The sequence below is a fragment of the Ruegeria sp. AB9 genome (assembly GCF_056542585.1).
This window is the reverse complement of record NZ_JBQGAA010000001.1, coordinates 138,317-154,695: the sequence shown is the minus strand read 5'-3', so window position 1 is coordinate 154,695 and position 16,379 is coordinate 138,317. Positions and strand designations below refer to the sequence as shown.

The window sequence follows — 16,379 nt, the reverse complement described above, 5'->3', positions numbered from 1 at the left end:
GGGCTTTAATTGTTCAGGCCGCTTCTTCTGAAGGGCCGGGATCGTTTTTACTGCCCTTCAACCACTCTCGCATACTTTGCATCAGGGCATAGAGCACGGGTACTACGATCACACCAACCAGCGTCGCGGCCAGCATCCCGCCGAACACGGCGACACCAATGGCCTTCTGGCTGGCGGCACCGGCACCGTTGGCAGCCAGCAGTGGTACAACGCCTAGAAGGAAGGACAGAGCGGTCATCATCACGGCGCGGAAACGCTGATACGCGGCCTCGGCGGCGGCATCCTTGATGGACAGGCCTTTGGCGCGTTGTTCCATCGCAAACTCGACGATCAGAATACCGTTTTTCGAGGCCAACCCCACCAGCATGATCATACCGATCTGCGTGTAGAGGTTGATATCGCTGCCTACAATCGCAACCGCTGCCACGGCACCAAACAGAGCTACGACCACGGATAGCAGGATCGAAACAGGCATGGTCCAGCTTTCATATTGACCCACGAGGAACAAGTATCCAAACAGGATCGCGAGCCCGAGGATGATGATCACCAAACTGCCTGACGCCAGCTGCTGCTGCGCTGTCCCTGTCCATTCGAACGCATATCCGGGGGGCAGGGCGGTTTGAGATTCCTCAGTCATCACGTTGATCGCGTCACCGCTGGACAGACCGGGTGCGGGCACCGCGGTCACAGTGGCCGACCGGAACAGGTTATGGCGTTTCAGCAGAACCGGACCCAGCACGTTTTCCACGTCGATCAATGTTCCCAAGGGTACCATGTCGCCATTTTGAGAACGCACATAGAGGTTCGCGATATCTTCAACATTGTCGCGATAGGTGCCATCGGCCTGGATCATCACGCGATAGACGCGACCAAAAAGATTGAAGTCATTGACATAGTAAGACCCCAGTTGTGCCTGCATGGTCTGGAAAACTTCAGCCACCGAGACATTCAGCGTTTTGGCCTTTTCGCGGTCCAGATCGACGAACAACTGCGGGACGTTTGCGCGGAAGGTCGTATAGGCTTGGGCGATTTCCGGTCTTTGATTTGCCGAATACACGAACGAACCCACGGCTGAGGCCAGATCCTGCGGCGTGCCGCCACCGGTTTGCTGCACCTCCATCTCAACCCCTGCAGACATGCCAAGGCCCTGGATGGGCGGCGGGTTGAAGGCGACGATCGAGGCGGCTGACTCGCTATTTGCAATCGCCAGGACCTTGGCGAGAATGGCGTCCGCGCTCAGGTCATCTTCCTGCCGTTCGCTCCAGTTGTCGAGATTCACGAATATTGCGGCACCGTTTGTGGTGGTACCGTTCAACAGCGAAAATCCATTGACCAGAACCGTGCTGGCCACGCCGGGGATTTCGCGCAGTTGATCGTCAAGGCGGGAGGTCACAGCCTCAGTCCGTTCCAGCGTGGCGGCATCGGGCAGCTGCACGTCGACGAACAGATAACCGTTATCCTCAAGCGGGATGAATCCGGCAGAGGTGTTCGACATGATTGTGCCGGTTCCCATGCCAAGACCAACCACGATGGCCAGCGCAATGGCCGGAAAGACCAACAGCTTTCGCACAATGGCCACGTAACCGTTGCGCACGGCACCGATGAAGTTTTCGAACACGGCAAGCAGCCCTTTGGGAGGGCCGGAACGGGGGCGAAGGACCAGCCCGCACAAAGCCGGGGAAAGGGTCAATGCGTTGATGGATGAGATCACAACAGCGGTCGAGATCGTGATTGCAAACTGAGAATACAGCCGCCCCGATATGCCGGGCATAAATGTCACCGGCACGAATACGGCCAACAGAACCAGTGTGGTTGCTATGACCGGACCAGTAATCTGGCCCATGGCTTTGCGGGTCGCTTCAGCCGGGGGCAGGCCTTCATCCGCAATAATGCGTTCCACGTTTTCAACCACGACGATCGCGTCATCCACAACGATACCGATCGCAAGCACCAAGGCGAACAGCGAGATCGTGTTCAGGGACATGCCAAAGGCCAGCAAGAAGGCAAAGGTGCCGATCAGGGACACTGGAATTGCCACCGCCGGAATGATTGTGGCGCGCCAACTTCCCAGAAATATAAATACAACCGAGATCACAAGAGTGAAGGTCAGGATCAGGGTCGAGACCACGTCGTTCAAAGATGCTTCGACAAAATCCGTCGTGTTGAAGGGCACATCATATTCAACGTCCGTCGGGAACGCGCGGGACAATCGCTCTAACTCGGCCTGTACACGTTCCGAAACCGCCAGTGCGTTGGCGCCGGGGGCCTGATAGATGCCGATAACAGTGGCAGGAACCGCTTGGAAATAGCCTGAAGCCGAGTAGAACTGCGCCCCAAGCTCTGTACGCGCAATGTCCTTAACGCGAACAATGGCGCCAGCATCACCAGTGCGGATGACGATGTCCGCAAATTCTTCTGCGGATGTCAGACGACCTTTGGATTTGATCGTGTATTGAAACGTCTGCCCTTCAGGCACCGGAGGGGAACCGATGGAACCGGCGGACACCTCGATATTCTGTTCGCGGATTGCGTTAATCACGTCACCCGGCGTGATGGAAAGCGCGGCCATTTTATCCGGATCCATCCAGATTCGCATGGCGTATTCAAGGTTGGTCAGAACATCAGCCTTGCCGACGCCCTGCACACGTGCCAGCGCGTCACGCAGGTTGATCGAGGCATAATTGGACAGGAAAACACTGTCATAAGTACCGTTCGGCGATGTCAGCGTGACCAGCATCAGCATGTTGGTCGAGGATTTTTGCGTGACCACACCCGACGATGTCACTTCGGTTGGCAACGACGACATGGCCTGCGCCACCCGGTTCTGAACGTTCACCGAAGCGATATCGGGATCGGTGCCGACTTCGAAGGTGATGTTCAGAGAGTAAGACCCGTTATCCGAAGATGTGGACGTCATGTAGATCATGTCGTCCACACCGTTGACCTGCGCCTCAATCGGTGCAGCGACGGTGTTTTCCACGGTTTCTGCGTTAGCGCCGGTATAGGTGGTCGTAACGCTGACGACTGGTGGCGTGATATCCGGGAACTGCGCCACCGGCAGCACCAGATAGCCGATGCAGCCCATGATGGTCAGCACCAGCGAGATGACAAGCGCCAGCTTGGGCCGGCTGATGAACAGGGCTGAGAACATCTGTTACTCTCCCGGCTGCTCAGAGGCGACGACCGCGTCAACAGCCACGCCGGGGCGGACCCGCTGCAGGCCTTCGACAATAACACTTTCGCCTTCACGCAGGCCGTCCAGCACAATAATCGCAGTGCCGACCGTATCCCCGGTGGTGATGTAACGCTGTTCCACCATCTGCTTATCGTTGACCACCAGAACAAACTCACCGCGCTGATCGCGCTGCAAGGCGGCTTGAGGCACAAGAACCTGCAAGGTCGGCTCCAGCGCTTCAATTTGTACGTTTACAAAGGCGCCGTCCAGGATCAGGCGGTTCGCGTTCTCGAACTGGGCGCGGAGCGTGATCGCGCCGGTCAGCGGATCGATGCGGTTGTCGACGAAAACGATCCTGCCAATCTCATCCAACTCAGTTCCGTTGGGCAGGATGACATGCACATTGGGGCTTTGCGAACTTTCCGCCAATGAGGCCGAGCTTTCACCGTAGGTCTGCAATACTGAGGTGAAGAGCTTTTCGTTTAGCGAGAAATTAACGTAGATTGGCGACTCGCTGACGATATTGACCAGCGGAGGGTTGGTTGGGCCGACCACATCGCCAACGCTGGTGGTGATGCTGCCGATACGACCGTCAAAAGGTGCGTGGATCTGCGTGTAGCTCAGGTCGAGTTCGGCCTGCTGGATCGCGGCGTTGGCTGCCTTCACTTCGGCCTCAGCAACCAACTCATTGGCGCGGGCAATGTCGCGCTCTGATTCCGGTGTCGCATCACGTTTGTAAAGCTCTTCTTTACGCGCCAGATCAACCTTGGCCAGTTCCAGATTTGCCTCGGCTCGATTCAGATCGGCCTTACGGGCCTCAAGGGTGGCCTCATAAAGATCGGGTTCGATAGTGAACAGCAGGTCACCTGCCTTGACGGTTGCGCCATCTTCGACTTCGCGGCTGTTGAGAAATCCATTTACGCGGGCCACAATATCGACGTTGTTGATCGCCTCGGCTCGCCCGATGAACGTGGCCTCGTCAGTGATTTCTTCGGTGTAGGCCGCCGCGATTGAAACTTTAGGCGGTGCCCCTTCCTCCTGCGCGGTCGCAGGATGCCCAAAACCCAAGGACAACAGCATGAATACGGCGGCCAAGGGCCTGCTGGTCGTGTTGGGTGAAATGACTGCTGGGGACATGGCGAAAGCCTCGTTCGATGCGGAAACAAAAGATACCGACCCCGTCGCAATGGCGACCCGAGTCGGAGGAACTTGGTCTCAGGATGACTTTTTTGCTGGGATATCTCAAGCGTGATGAATCCTGAGCTGGCGAGGAGTGATGCCGAAAATTTTAGCACTTAGGCTGGTTTAGGCATTGGCGTGTTCAGCGGGCCTGAACAAAAAGAGGGCCAAGTTGACCCCCATTGTTTCTTGATGCCCAGACTGTTCAGTCGCGTGTCCCAGCAAATTTTACCTGCCATTCTTCACGCTGTTCATCCGCTATTTTGGCGAACAGAACGTCAGGCACGGCGAAGTCGTGACCAGGGGGCAGGGCATTCAATGCGGTGGCGACATCATCCGGCCAGGCGGTATCCAGTGTGTTCATCGCGCTTAGCATACGGGCTGAGGTGTCAGGGATGAACGGCGCGCTGAGGACGGCGTAAAGCCTGATCAGGTTCAGGCCAAGACGTACCTGTGCAGCGGCCTGTTCAGGGTCTTCCTTGAAGGTCGACCAGGGGGCTGCGGCCTGCAGATATTCATTTCCAGCAACCCAGATTGCCCGTAGCTCCTGCGCGGATTTGCGAACCTCCATCGCCTCCATATGAGCCTCATAGGCGCGGACGCGTTTGGTAAGCTCTTCGATAAGAGCCTGCTCTCGCTCGCCGAACTCACCGCCTTCGGGTACGGCCTCACCAAATTTCGAGCGGCAGAATTTGGTGATCCGGCTGACAAAATTGCCCAGAACGTCGGCGAGATCCTTGTTCACCGATTGCTGGAAGTTTTCCCATGTAAACTCGCTGTCGCTGTTTTCCGGCGCATGGCTCAGCAGCCACCAGCGCCAATAGTCGGCAGGCAGAATGTCCAACGCCTGATCCATGAAAACGCCGCGGCCCTGGCTGGTCGAGAACTGACCGCCGTCATAGTTCAGGTAGTTGAACGACTTGATGTAATCGACCAGCTTCCAGCGTTCGGGTGATCCGGTCTCTTCATTATGCGTGTTGGTGCCCAAGATGGTGGCCGGGAAGGACAGCGTATGGAACGGCACGTTGTCCTTGCCCATGAACTGGACATAGCGCACGTCATCCGCGCCCTTGTCGGTGCGCCACCAGCGCTCCCAATCGGCATCGGATTTGCCGTTGGCGTCGGCCCATTCCTTGGCGCAGGCGATGTATTCAATGGGGGCGTCGAACCAGACGTAAAAGACTTTGCCTTCCATCCCCGGCCAATCCTGATCGCCTTTTTTGACGGGCACGCCCCAGTCCAGATCGCGGGTGATGCCGCGGTCTTGCAAACCGTCGCCGTCATGCAGCCATTTCTTGGCAATCGAGGTAGTTAATGTTGGCCAATATGGGTTGTCTTTGAAGCCTGACAGGTCTTCAGTTTCAACTAATCCACTGCTGTCGCCATCGAAAAAAACTCTGTCCAATTTTGGAGGAATCTTTTTGTTAATCCACGCGTCCAGCTGATCCTTCATCGCCGACTGGCGCAGATACAGGTGCTTGGTTTCGCGCACCTCCAGATCGGTCGAACCGGAAATGGCCGAGCGCGGCTCGATCAGGTCCGTCGGATCAAGCTGCTTGGTGCAGTTCTCGCACTGGTCGCCGCGCGCGCGCTCATAGCCACAATTGGGGCAGGTGCCCTCAATGTAACGATCAGGCAAAAAGCGTTTATCGGCGTTGGAATAGACCTGTTTTTCGCTGACTTCACGGATCAGCCCGGCGTCGTCCAGCTTTCCCGCGAAATGCTGGGTCAGACGTTTGTTCTGCTCGCTGGAAGAGCGACCGAAGTGATCGAAGCTCAGGCCAAAGCGCTTGGCGATATCGGCCTGAATGCCATACATCTCGGCGCAATAGTCCGCGACCGGCTTGCCCGCTTTCGCAGCAGCCAATTCCGCTGGGGTGCCGTGCTCATCCGTGGCGCACAGGAACATGACCTCGCTCCCCCGGCCACGCTGATACCGCGCGTACAGATCAGCCGGCAGTTGCGAGCCGATCAGGTTGCCGAGGTGCTTGATCCCGTTGATGTAAGGGATTGCCGAGGTGATGAGAATCCGAGCCATGTTTCGCTTCCGCATATCTAACTGGGCGTCCGTCTACCTTATGTCACCGGCCAGCAAAACCCCGGTTTCACCGATAAACGCCCGAAAAGACGTGTAAGTGCAGGTTCAACGCGACCTTCGCGTGGCGGTGCAGAACCATGTATGATTGCTGTGTAAACTGCGCATGGGGGACAAGATGAAGCTGTTTTGGGTTCAACGCTTGCGGAAGGTATCGGCAACTCTCTGTCTAACTCTATTCGTCGCGCCAAATGTTCAGGCAGACCAGAGCGAAGCCATGGGTGCGATCGAAAGCTTTGATAAAGCGATGCTGTCGGTGTTTCGGCGTGGTCAGGATGCGCTGACATCGCAGACACGGCCGGTCATGGTGATTGCCCGGGATGTTACGATCCTGTCCGAGAAGGGCGAGGTGTCCTTTCCACGGGACGCGCCAAACTATCTGATTTTCAAATCAACGTCCCACGTTCTTCTGGGAATTATCGGTGCGGTGACTCCGTGGCCCAAGGAAGATGGTACTCGATGGAAAACTGACTTTGCGGCGATTGCGCAGGAAGTTGATTCCTTGCTGCCATGGATCGAGGGACTTGATCTTCCGGAAGACGAGATTGCCCGGCAACGACATATGCTTGAGGCTGCGCGAACCTTTACAAGCACAGCAGTCCAGCGCGGAACCCTCACAAAGCAAGACGTGTCAAAAGCGATCAACGACATGCGTCCGATTTGGGCCGCCAACATGCGCGAAGCAGCGCGCGCGGAAATTGCAGCGTTGCACAAGGCTGTATCGGACGCGCGTGCGGCAGTGAGTGAAGAGGTCTGGGACGATATGTATGTCGTCCATCACGGCGGGTCTAACGTTACGGGGATCAATGTCGTCGAACTGTATCTGGAGCGTGTGATGCCGAACAAAGTTGCTGCGGGTCAGGTCATGTTTGCCGAAAATGCGCATGGCGATCAGGCAATGGCCGATTTCGTCGGCTATGAGAGAATGCAACGCCATGTCGGCGCATGGGCGTTCGGAGACCCGAGGCGTATGGAAGTTGATCTGCTGGGATACGAGGCAGGATCGCTTCTGGATGAAATGATCCCATCCCCGCCGCCTGCTGATTAGCGTTTAGGACGGCATTCTCTTTGCGCCTGCTCGCTTGCTGCAATTGGCACGCTCGACAGATGTCGTCGGCGTGACGACTGACGTGATTGATGCAATGCCAGAGCCGAAAGAAGTTATAGAAGCCCTGCCTTTTTCTAGCGTCCTTCGCGAGATCGTTTCAGCAGTCGACCAATGGTGAATGACGTCCGCGGCGCATAGACGTAGTTGGTTCGTTCCTCGGGTGTCGGGCGAGATTTCATCCGGGCCAAGCCAAAGCCAATCAGGAATACATGACCAAGTGCGACAAAGGCAAACAGCGCTCCGGGGCCGAATTGCTGGATCAGTGTTGATGAGATGTAGGGCGATGCAATTGCCCCTAGCGCGTACCAGAACATCAGCGCCGCAGATAGCTCGACCCGCTGTTCGGTTGTGGCAAAGTCGTTTGCGTGTGCAGAGGAAACCGAAAAGATCGGGAAGGTCGTGAATCCGAAGAGACCCGCTGCCAGCATGACCCCTAGTGTTCCGGTGCCGCTGGCCGCCATGGTCACGCCGCAGCTGAGAACCGCCGCGACGGACAGCCAGATCAGCACCCAGCGTCGGTCGTATTTATCTGCCAGCCATCCCATCGGGTACTGCGCCAGTGCCCCGCCCAAGACAAACGACGCCAGAAAGAAGGCGATTTGGTCCACGCCCAGACCCACTTCCTGACCATATACTGGACCGACCATTCGGAACGAAGCGGAACTCAGCGCTGCTACGATAACCCCTGCAACGGCCAGTGGTGAACTGCGCCAGGCCAGCTTTGGTCGCAGACGCGGTGCATCGGGTGTTTTCGGTTGGCTCGCTCGGGTCAGTGTCAGCGGCAACAAGGCGGCGCAGCACAGAATGGCCAACAGGTTATACGACACGTAAGAGGCAGGCGGTAGAACCGCGATGATCAACTGAGCAGTCAGCGAGGCCCCCATATCCACAATGCGGTAGGTCCCCATGGCGCGCCCGCGTGTTTCATTGGTGACCTTGGCGTTCAGCCAGGCCTCGATCACCGTATAGCAGCCGGCGACACAGGTGCCCGATGCGATCCTCAGGGCGGCCCAGATATATGGGTTTTCGGTCAGGGTGTGCCCGATCAGCCCCATCGCGCCCAAGGCGGTGCACACCGCAAAGGCGCGGGAATGTCCAACGCTGCCCATCAGGCGCGGGGCCCACCAGCATCCGACGAAGAACCCTATGAAATGCGCCGATCCCAGCAGACCAATTTGCTCGGTCGTGAAATTCAGCGTGATCCCCGATATGGCATCGAGCGGCCCGACACCCCCTGTCGAGAGCTGTAGCAGAATGACCGAAAGAAAAAGGGCGGCAAATGAAATGATCGTTCGCATGGTGGTCTCAGATTGGCAGTGTCGCCGCACAATGCGCGCATCAATTCGACTTTAGCGAGTCGTTTTTTGCTATTCGACGATCAGGTCGCGCGGATAATTTCTGCGTGGATGTCCAGCCCGACGTTGTCATTAACCAGATCAGGATAGCCCGAAGCGCCGAAGTGGTGCCTATTCAGAGCTCCTTTGAGGCCAATGGTCAGACGGTTCAGATCGTTCACCGCAGTTCCCGCTTGGCGGTACAGATTGGCCTCTAACGTGATCGGGCGGGTCACGCCGCGGACCGTCAGATCACCCGTGATCCGAGCGCCATCTGATATACGTCCTTCCGGGCCCAACTGTATGTCAGTTGATACAAACCGGATAATTGGGTGCTGTTTCGCGTTCAAAACGCTGGGGCTGAGCATGGGCATTCGGGCAAAGGGCAGTCGTGTTCTGGCCTTGCTGACGTCCAGCGTCACTGCGACCTGACTGTTCTGCAGGCGACGTGTGTCAATCTGAACATCGGCGGTACGGATCGGCATTGTCCCCGATTGAGTCACGCCTGACAGATCAAAGGTGAAACCGACCCGGGTGCCTTCAGTCGACAGGATGTACGGCTGTAAATCGGCATGTGCTGTCTGGGCCAGGGGCAGGGTTGCCAACCCGGCAAGTAGAGTGCGACGGGTCAGAAGGGTCATGCCATGACCCTTTCTCCTCTGGGACGGGATCTCCTGAGCAGCATCAGAACGATTGCAATATTCAGGCCATTCCAAAAAATACCATTCACGAATGCCAGTTGATAGGCTCCGGTGAGGTCGTAAATCCACCCTGACATCAAACCTCCCAGTGCCATGCCGAGAATGGTCATCATCATGACGAACCCGACCCGTGCGCCAGCTTCTTGCGGCGGCATGTATTCGCGGACAATCAACGCATAGCTGGGCACGATGCCTCCCTGTGCCAGACCAAAAAGCAGGCTGATGGCGTACAGCGACACCATTCCGTCATAAGGCAGGAACAGGAACAGGGCGACACATTGCAGGAGCGAACCGATCAAAAGGGTCATGACGCCGCCTAACCGGTCAGCTAACAGGCCCGAAATGATGCGGCTGACAACACCACCTAACAACATCAATGACAGCATCTCGGCCCCGACTGCGGGTCCATATCCCAAGCCGACGCAATAAGAGACGATATGGACCTGTGGCATTGACATCGCGACGCAACAACCGATTCCGGCCAGGCCCAGAATGTATTGCAGCGCACGCGGTGATACGCCGACACTTCGTGCATTGATTTGGGCAGACGCTGCGGCCGTGCCGTGCGCCTCGACCGGAACCCTGCGGCGTAGCAGCAGGGACAGGGGAATGACGACAACAAGCGTCAGGGCGGCGAGCGTCAGATAGACCTGTTGCCATCCATCCCGTGCCAGAATTTCGGACAGCATGGTGGGCCAGATGGCACCGGACAGGTAGTTCCCGCTGGCCACTAGTGCGACAGCAATACCACGTCGCTTCATGAACCAATGCGAGATATCGGCGATCAGCGGACCAAACCCAATCGACGTGCCCAGCCCAAGCAGAAGATGCGCCGCAGACAGCAACATTATGTTTGGTGCCAGCGTTGCCAGCACATAGCTCAGAGCACTTAAAACGGCTGCTCCGATCAGGGCGCTGGTAACACCCAGCCGGTCCACCAACTGCCCCAGCCACATATTGCCAAGGGCAAACCCGATCATCGCCAGCGTATACGGCATCGAGGCTTCGGCACGACCGGCTCCGAATTCGGCTTCAACTGCGGGCATGACCACGATCACGGCCCACATGCCCACATTCGCCACTGTTGCAATGGCGAGCGTAATCAGAAGGCGTAGCCAGGAATAGCGACTGTCATGGATCGGATGGCTCATGCGGTGACGCTAGGGCGCGGCCCGGGTTTTGACCAGTCACATCTTGCGTGATCTGTGTGGCTTTATGCCGGTGCGTCTTCGGTTTCGATCCGTTTTAGATGCAGCCCGGTACGGGCGGCGGTCATGCTGGCCTGCCATGTAACCGGGGGCAGGGCGCGGGCGCGGCGGCGGGTCAGGGTCCACCGGCGGGCCTCATTCCTATGGGTGGCCGCCATGTGCCAGCGCGTCTCAACCCCTTGCGCGCCACCATCTCCGGGTGTCAGCAACAAGCCAAGCGGAGCCCGCCCCATCGTGCCGCCCTGTTCGGCGGCCAGATGCATCCGGCGTATGGGTGTCAGCCCCGGCGCGCCGGGCAGGTCGCCGATGATCAGCGGAATGGCCCCGCTGCGCAGCGCCTCTTCCAGGCACCACAGCAGATCTTCGGCACGGGTGGGATGAACAAAGATGAACCGGGCCGGGTCGGCAAAGGCCATCATTCCGTCGGGGTTTAGCTGGCCGGGCTCCCACGCGGGGGAAATCCACAAGATCGGCCCCTGTGTCTGACCGGCCAGCCACATGGCAAAGCTGCGCCGGGCGGGGCCGCATGCCTCGTGCACGCGGCCCAGTTGCAGGGTGATCTGCGGATGGAGGTTTACCCCCGGTGCCTGACGCGCAGGTTTGTGGCCAAGAAGCTGAGTAGACATGCTCGCAAGCTATCATGTTCCTCATTTGTTCTCAAGTGATGAGAGCCGTTAACGAGACAAGATCAGCTTGCCATCCGCAAACTGAATGCTTGAAAAACGGTGCAGATATTCCATCCCCAAAAGGGATTTGTCCAGCTCACCCTCGTTGACCCAGGCCGATACGTTTTGGTCCGTAATGGGCCCTACGGTCAGGGTCTCAAGCCGTACAGGGGCGGTTCGCACCTCACCGTTTGCAGTCAAGGCGCGTCCGAAATAGTTTAGCTGATCAGGATCAATGCCTGCGCGTTCGGCGTCCTGCGCGCTCAGCACAATCTGGCTGGCGCCGGTGTCGACAAGAAAGTTGATCGGCTCACCATTCACCAAAACAGGAAGGTAATAATGACCGTCATAGGCGCGGGGCACCTCGATCGCGTTGCCGGTAACGGTCATCTGCGGAGCAGGGCCAACCGAAGACCGGATGTCCTCCCACAGGCCGATAACGGCGATGACGCCAACAAAGATGAACACCCAGGCCATCACCTGCTGCAACGTCTTATTCAGGGACTGGCGGTTTTGAGAAACGAACCAGAACGCGACCGCCAGGCCGAGCACGACCAGATAGACCAGTTGTCCAATATTGACGCTGTCCAAAAGGTTCACCCCACGCAAGTTACATGCAATGTATATGGGGGTTTAAGACGCAAAACCAAACGCCTTGAGGCCATCAAGAATGAACTGCACAGACAAGGCAGCAAGCAGCATCCCCAGCAGCCGGGTCAACACGTTCAGCCCGGTCTTGCCCAATACACGCGCCACTGCGCCGGATGTCAGATACATCACGAACACCATCGCCAGCACGATCAGCATCACACCGATGACAACGGCAAGGCCCTGAATGCCGGGCTGCTGACCCGCAAGCAGAATCATCGTTGCAATTGAGCCGGGGCCGGCGATCAGAGGGATGCCCAGAGGAAAGACTGACGGATCCGGATGTTCTTCTTCCTCGGCGCTGCTTTCGCGCCGTTTGGTGCGGCGTTCAAACAACATATCCAGCGCGGTCAGGAACAGCAGAACGCCCCCCGCAACGCGAAACGCCTCCATCGAAATGCCAACGAACCCTAGTAGAGCTTCGCCAAAGGCGGCAAACAGGGCCAGAATGAAGCCCGCCGTCAGGCAGGCCCGGATCGCGATGGAGCGGCGCGTATGCCAGTCCATGCCCTGAGTCAGCGCCACAAAGATCGGAGTTTGCGCGGGCGGGTCGAGGACCACGAAAAGCGTTGTGAACGCAGTAATCAGGAATGCGCTGTCCATTGTTATTTTCTGCTCCGTTGCAGGTCCTGCAGGATATTCAGGGCGTCGTTCGACAGATTTGAAGGGACATAGACATGATCGTGGTGATACCCCGCGACCATGTTTGCGGGAATGCCTGCCTGAGCCAACGCGCTGGAAACGGCAGCTGTCAGACCAACACCTTCCAGCGAGGAATGGACCTGCAACGTGATGCAGCGCATGGCGACGGCATCTTGCGGTGCGGCGGTGATCGGAACGATGAGGGACATCCCTTCGGCCTCGGCACAACTGGCCCGCGTGCCCTCTGGCCAGGGTTTGTTTTCAGGCCAGACAACAAAGGCAACCTCACCGGCCTGCAAAACGGGATGCATACCCGCAATCATAGCGTTGGTATCCTTGATGGGCGTGCTCATGCGGTTTCTGCCTGCTCAAGCCGCTCGGCGGCAGCGACCCACAATGCCTCGGCCTTTTGCATTGCCTCAGTGACTTCGGTGAACTTGCGGTTCCAGGTTTCCAGATCGTTGATCTTGTCGTCCTCATACAAGGCCGGGTCCGCCAGTTTGGCCGAGAGCTTGTCATGCATATCCGTCAGTTTTTCGATCCGGTCCTCGCATTTGCGCAAATCGGCACGCAGTGCGAGCATCGCTTCGCGCGAAGGGCGTTTCGGCTTGGCGGCTTGCGGCTTTTCCTTGACCGGCTTGTCACGCGCCAGCAGCAGGGACCGATAGGCTTCAAGATCGCCTTCGAGCGGTTTGACGGTTCTGTCAGAGACCAGCCACAGCCGGTCCGCGACAAGGCTAAGAAGATGCATGTCGTGACTGACAAGCACGACTGCGCCGGAATAGGCGGTCAGCGCCTCGACCAGCGCTTCACGACTTTCGATGTCGAGGTGGTTGGTCGGCTCATCGAGGATCAGCATGTGGGGTGCGTCAATGGTGGCGATCAGCAGTGACAGGCGCGCCTTCTGACCACCTGATAAGCGACCGACCTCGGTCTCGGCCTGGTCTGCGTTCAATCCGAATCCGGCCAGTCGAGAACGCCATTTGCCCGGAGCCTCATCCGGGCGCAGCCGACGCAGATGGTCTAGCGGCGTTTCGTCCACATAGAGTTCATCCACCTGATGCTGCGCAAAATAACCGATGCGCAGCTTGTTGCTGCGGGTCATCTTACCTGCCATCAGGGGCAGCCGGTCGGAAAGCAGCTTGGACAGTGTCGACTTGCCCTGACCGTTCTTGCCCAGCAATGCAATACGATCATCCTGATCAATACGCAGGTTCAGGCGGCGCAGCACCTCGGTTTCGCCATAACCTGTGACGCCGCCCTCAATCTGGATAATCGGTGGCGACAATTCCTCGGGTTCTGGAAAGCTGAACGCCCGCAGCGCCGCCTCTTGCGGGGTCGAGACCAGCTGAATGCGCTCGATCATCTTCAGGCGTGACTGAGCCTGAACCGCTTTGGATGCCTTATAGCGGAAACGATCCACAAAACTTTGAAGGTGAGCAATTCGGGCTTTTGCCTTCGCGTTCTCGGATTCCGCTTGTGCCAGACGTTCTGCACGACGTTCGGCAAACTTGTCGTAGGGCACCGCGTAATAGGTCAGCTTGCGGTCTTCCAGATGCAGGATCGACCCAACAGCGCGGTTCAGCAATCCACGGTCGTGGCTGATGATGATCACCGTATGCGGATACTTGGCCAGATAGCTCTCAAGCCAAAGCGCGCCTTCAAGATCCAGATAGTTGGTCGGTTCGTCCAGCAGCAGCAGGTCAGGCTGAGAAAACAGCACCGCCGCCAGCGCAACGCGCATCCGCCAGCCGCCTGAGAAATCCGAGCACGGGCGCAACTGGTCGTCGTCGTCAAACCCAAGACCTTTGAGGATCGAAGCCGCCCGCGCTTCGGCCGACCAGGCGTCGATATCGGCCAGACGGGTCTGAATCTCGGCGATGCGCGTAGGATCTTCGGCACTATCGGCCTCGGCCATCAGAGCACTGCGTTCAACATCGGCCGCCAGAACCGTGTTGATCAGCGAAACATCGGACGAGGGCACCTCTTGCGCCACCCCGCCAATGCGCGCGCGCTTGGGAACCGAGATGTTGCCCGATTCCAAGGCCAGCTCGCCTCGGATCAGGCGGAAAAGGGTGGTCTTTCCAGTGCCATTCCGCCCGACAAGGCCAACCTTGTGACCATCGGGAATCGTCGCGCTTGCGCCATCAAACAACGGGCGGCCTTCAACGGCATAGGTGATGTCTTCGATCCGTAACATGGGGCGCTCTTAGCAGAGGTGTGATGCCGCCGCCAGCGGCTTGGCATGTTCAAGCTTCATGCAATGTGTTAGCGCTGTGTCGTTTGCTTTTCTGAACGGTTTTTCACATGCGCGCGGCCCAAACGCCCCCAAGTTTGATCACGCTGATCTTTGCCACGGCGCTGTCGGTGCTGTCGCTGAACATGTTCCTGCCATCGCTGGCGCATATGAGCGAAGACTTTGCGGTGGATTATGGTCTCGTGAATCTGTCGGTCGCGGGGTATCTGGCAGTCTCGGCCGTGCTGCAACTGATCATGGGGCCGCTGTCGGATCGCTTCGGACGCAGACCGATCCTGTTGATGTGCATGACCATCTTCGTCGTCGCCTCTATCGGATGCACACTTGCCGACTCGATCTGGGCTTTTCTGGGGTTCCGACTATTGCAGGCTGCCGTTGTGGCTGGATCGGTTCTGTCCAGCGCGTCGATCAGAGATCGGTATCCGCCAAATGAAGCGGCCAGCAAACTCGGCTATGTTGCGATGGCCATGGCATTGGCACCGATGCTTGGTCCGATGCTCGGTGGGGCGCTGGATATGATCTTCGGCTGGCGCTCGGGGTTTGTGCTCTACACCCTGTTGGGGGCAGGGCTGTTGGTTCTGCTGTGGTTTGACATGGGTGAGACCAACGTAAACCGCTCTTCAACTTTCGCTGCCCAACTGCGGGAGTATCCGCATCTGTTCCGCGCCCGCCGATTCTGGGGCTATGCCCTTTGCGCTGCGTTTTCGATCGGTGGGTTCTACAGCTTTATCACCGGTGCTCCTCTGGTTGCGGCGGCGTGGTTTGATCTGAGCCCAGCGACGCTGGGCCTTGGAATTGGGATCATCACGGGCGGGTTCATGGCCGGAAACTTCGTCACCGGCCGGATTGCGGCTCGAACACGTCTTACCACGATGATCCTGGTTGGTCGGGTCGTGGCTTCGACCGGGCCATTCTGCGGATTGCTGCTGTTTCTGGCTGAACTGGGGTCAGTCTGGGTCTTCTTCGGCTCGGCCATCTGTGTCGGGTTTGGCAACGGTCTGACCAATGCAAACGCCTCGGCAGGAGTCATGTCCGTGCGCCCCAAGCTGGCGGGCAGTGCCGCAGGATTGTCGGGGGCGATGGTGGTGGCACTGGGTGCGATCCTGACATCAATGACAGGTGCATTTGTCAGCCCCGAAAACGGGCCATTTCTGGTTCTGGGTATGATGTGGGCATGCAGCTTTGCTGGTTTGCTTGCGGTGCTTTACGTTCGGCGCCTGGACCGGATCGACCCATTGCCCGACACATTCTGAACCCCAAAGCAGCTGGCAGACCATCATAACACTTTTCATGAGCGAAAGACCGTGATACGCGGCGCGCGATGGATTTCGGCGCGGACCCTGCGCCACATTGTAAGGAGAGGCCGA

General features: G+C 57.9%; 14 protein-coding genes. 3 read left to right on the top strand and 11 right to left on the bottom strand.

Going from position 1 to position 16,379, the window contains the following annotated elements; genetic code table 11:
• Nucleotides 1–13 precede the first annotated feature (13 nt).
• Together ACR0K5_RS00865 and ACR0K5_RS00860 are read right to left on the bottom strand one after the other, a co-directional pair.
• Nucleotides 14–3,151 (bottom strand): efflux RND transporter permease subunit, encoded by a 3,138-nt coding sequence (locus ACR0K5_RS00865; RefSeq protein WP_480627853.1) that lies wholly within the window; start codon nt 3,149–3,151, stop codon nt 14–16.
• Between the two features lie 3 nt (nt 3,152–3,154).
• Entirely contained in the window at nt 3,155–4,255 is a 1,101-nt protein-coding gene (locus ACR0K5_RS00860; RefSeq protein ID WP_480627852.1) for an efflux RND transporter periplasmic adaptor subunit, read from the bottom strand.
• Here ACR0K5_RS00860 and ACR0K5_RS00855 point away from each other — a divergent pair.
• On the top strand, nt 4,254–4,427 hold the full coding sequence (locus ACR0K5_RS00855; protein WP_480627851.1) for a hypothetical protein: 174 nt from the start codon (nt 4,254–4,256) through the stop codon (nt 4,425–4,427). The genes ACR0K5_RS00860 and ACR0K5_RS00855 overlap by 2 nt on opposite strands.
• Nucleotides 4,428–4,559: 132 nt before the next feature.
• Here the strand turns inward: ACR0K5_RS00855 and ACR0K5_RS00850 are convergent, their stop codons facing one another.
• On the bottom strand, nt 4,560–6,392 hold the full coding sequence (locus tag ACR0K5_RS00850) for a methionine--tRNA ligase (protein WP_480627850.1): 1,833 nt from the start codon (nt 6,390–6,392) through the stop codon (nt 4,560–4,562).
• A gap of 175 nt (nt 6,393–6,567) precedes the next feature.
• Between ACR0K5_RS00850 and ACR0K5_RS00845 the strand changes: the two genes are divergently transcribed.
• Nucleotides 6,568–7,497 (top strand): hypothetical protein, encoded by a 930-nt coding sequence (locus ACR0K5_RS00845; RefSeq protein ID WP_480627849.1) that lies wholly within the window; start codon nt 6,568–6,570, stop codon nt 7,495–7,497.
• A 134-nt stretch (nt 7,498–7,631) separates the two neighbouring features.
• Here the strand turns inward: ACR0K5_RS00845 and ACR0K5_RS00840 are convergent, their stop codons facing one another.
• The 8 genes from ACR0K5_RS00840 to ACR0K5_RS00805 all read right to left on the bottom strand — a co-directional run bounded on the left by ACR0K5_RS00840 (nt 7,632) and on the right by ACR0K5_RS00805 (nt 14,955).
• Complete coding sequence (locus ACR0K5_RS00840) at nt 7,632–8,855, bottom strand: MFS transporter (protein WP_480627848.1); 1,224 nt, start codon at nt 8,853–8,855, stop codon at nt 7,632–7,634.
• An 80-nt stretch (nt 8,856–8,935) separates the two neighbouring features.
• Nucleotides 8,936–9,532: a YceI family protein gene (locus ACR0K5_RS00835; protein ID WP_480627847.1), complete on the bottom strand. Its 597-nt coding sequence runs from the start codon at nt 9,530–9,532 to the stop codon at nt 8,936–8,938.
• Nucleotides 9,529–10,743 (bottom strand): MFS transporter, encoded by a 1,215-nt coding sequence (locus tag ACR0K5_RS00830; protein ID WP_480627846.1) that lies wholly within the window; start codon nt 10,741–10,743, stop codon nt 9,529–9,531. Before ACR0K5_RS00830 ends, ACR0K5_RS00835 begins: the two co-directional genes overlap by 4 nt.
• A 62-nt stretch (nt 10,744–10,805) precedes the next feature.
• Nucleotides 10,806–11,426: an ImuA family protein gene (locus ACR0K5_RS00825; protein WP_480627845.1), complete on the bottom strand. Its 621-nt coding sequence runs from the start codon at nt 11,424–11,426 to the stop codon at nt 10,806–10,808.
• A gap of 48 nt (nt 11,427–11,474) precedes the next feature.
• Complete coding sequence (locus tag ACR0K5_RS00820) at nt 11,475–12,056, bottom strand: retropepsin-like aspartic protease family protein (RefSeq protein WP_480627844.1); 582 nt, start codon at nt 12,054–12,056, stop codon at nt 11,475–11,477.
• A 42-nt stretch (nt 12,057–12,098) separates the two neighbouring features.
• Complete coding sequence (locus ACR0K5_RS00815; protein WP_480627843.1) at nt 12,099–12,716, bottom strand: MarC family protein; 618 nt, start codon at nt 12,714–12,716, stop codon at nt 12,099–12,101.
• A gap of 2 nt (nt 12,717–12,718) precedes the next feature.
• Nucleotides 12,719–13,108 carry an ACT domain-containing protein gene (locus tag ACR0K5_RS00810; protein ID WP_480627842.1) on the bottom strand — a complete coding sequence of 130 codons (390 nt, stop codon included), beginning with the start codon at nt 13,106–13,108 and terminating at the stop codon, nt 12,719–12,721.
• Nucleotides 13,105–14,955: an ABC-F family ATP-binding cassette domain-containing protein gene (locus ACR0K5_RS00805; protein WP_480627841.1), complete on the bottom strand. Its 1,851-nt coding sequence runs from the start codon at nt 14,953–14,955 to the stop codon at nt 13,105–13,107. The genes ACR0K5_RS00810 and ACR0K5_RS00805 overlap by 4 nt, the downstream gene beginning before the upstream one ends.
• A 107-nt stretch (nt 14,956–15,062) precedes the next feature.
• Here ACR0K5_RS00805 and ACR0K5_RS00800 point away from each other — a divergent pair, with 107 nt between their 5' ends.
• Nucleotides 15,063–16,265, top strand: a complete 1,203-nt coding sequence (locus ACR0K5_RS00800; RefSeq protein WP_480627840.1) for a multidrug effflux MFS transporter — start codon at nt 15,063–15,065, stop codon at nt 16,263–16,265.
• The last annotated feature ends 114 nt before the right edge of the window (nt 16,266–16,379 follow it).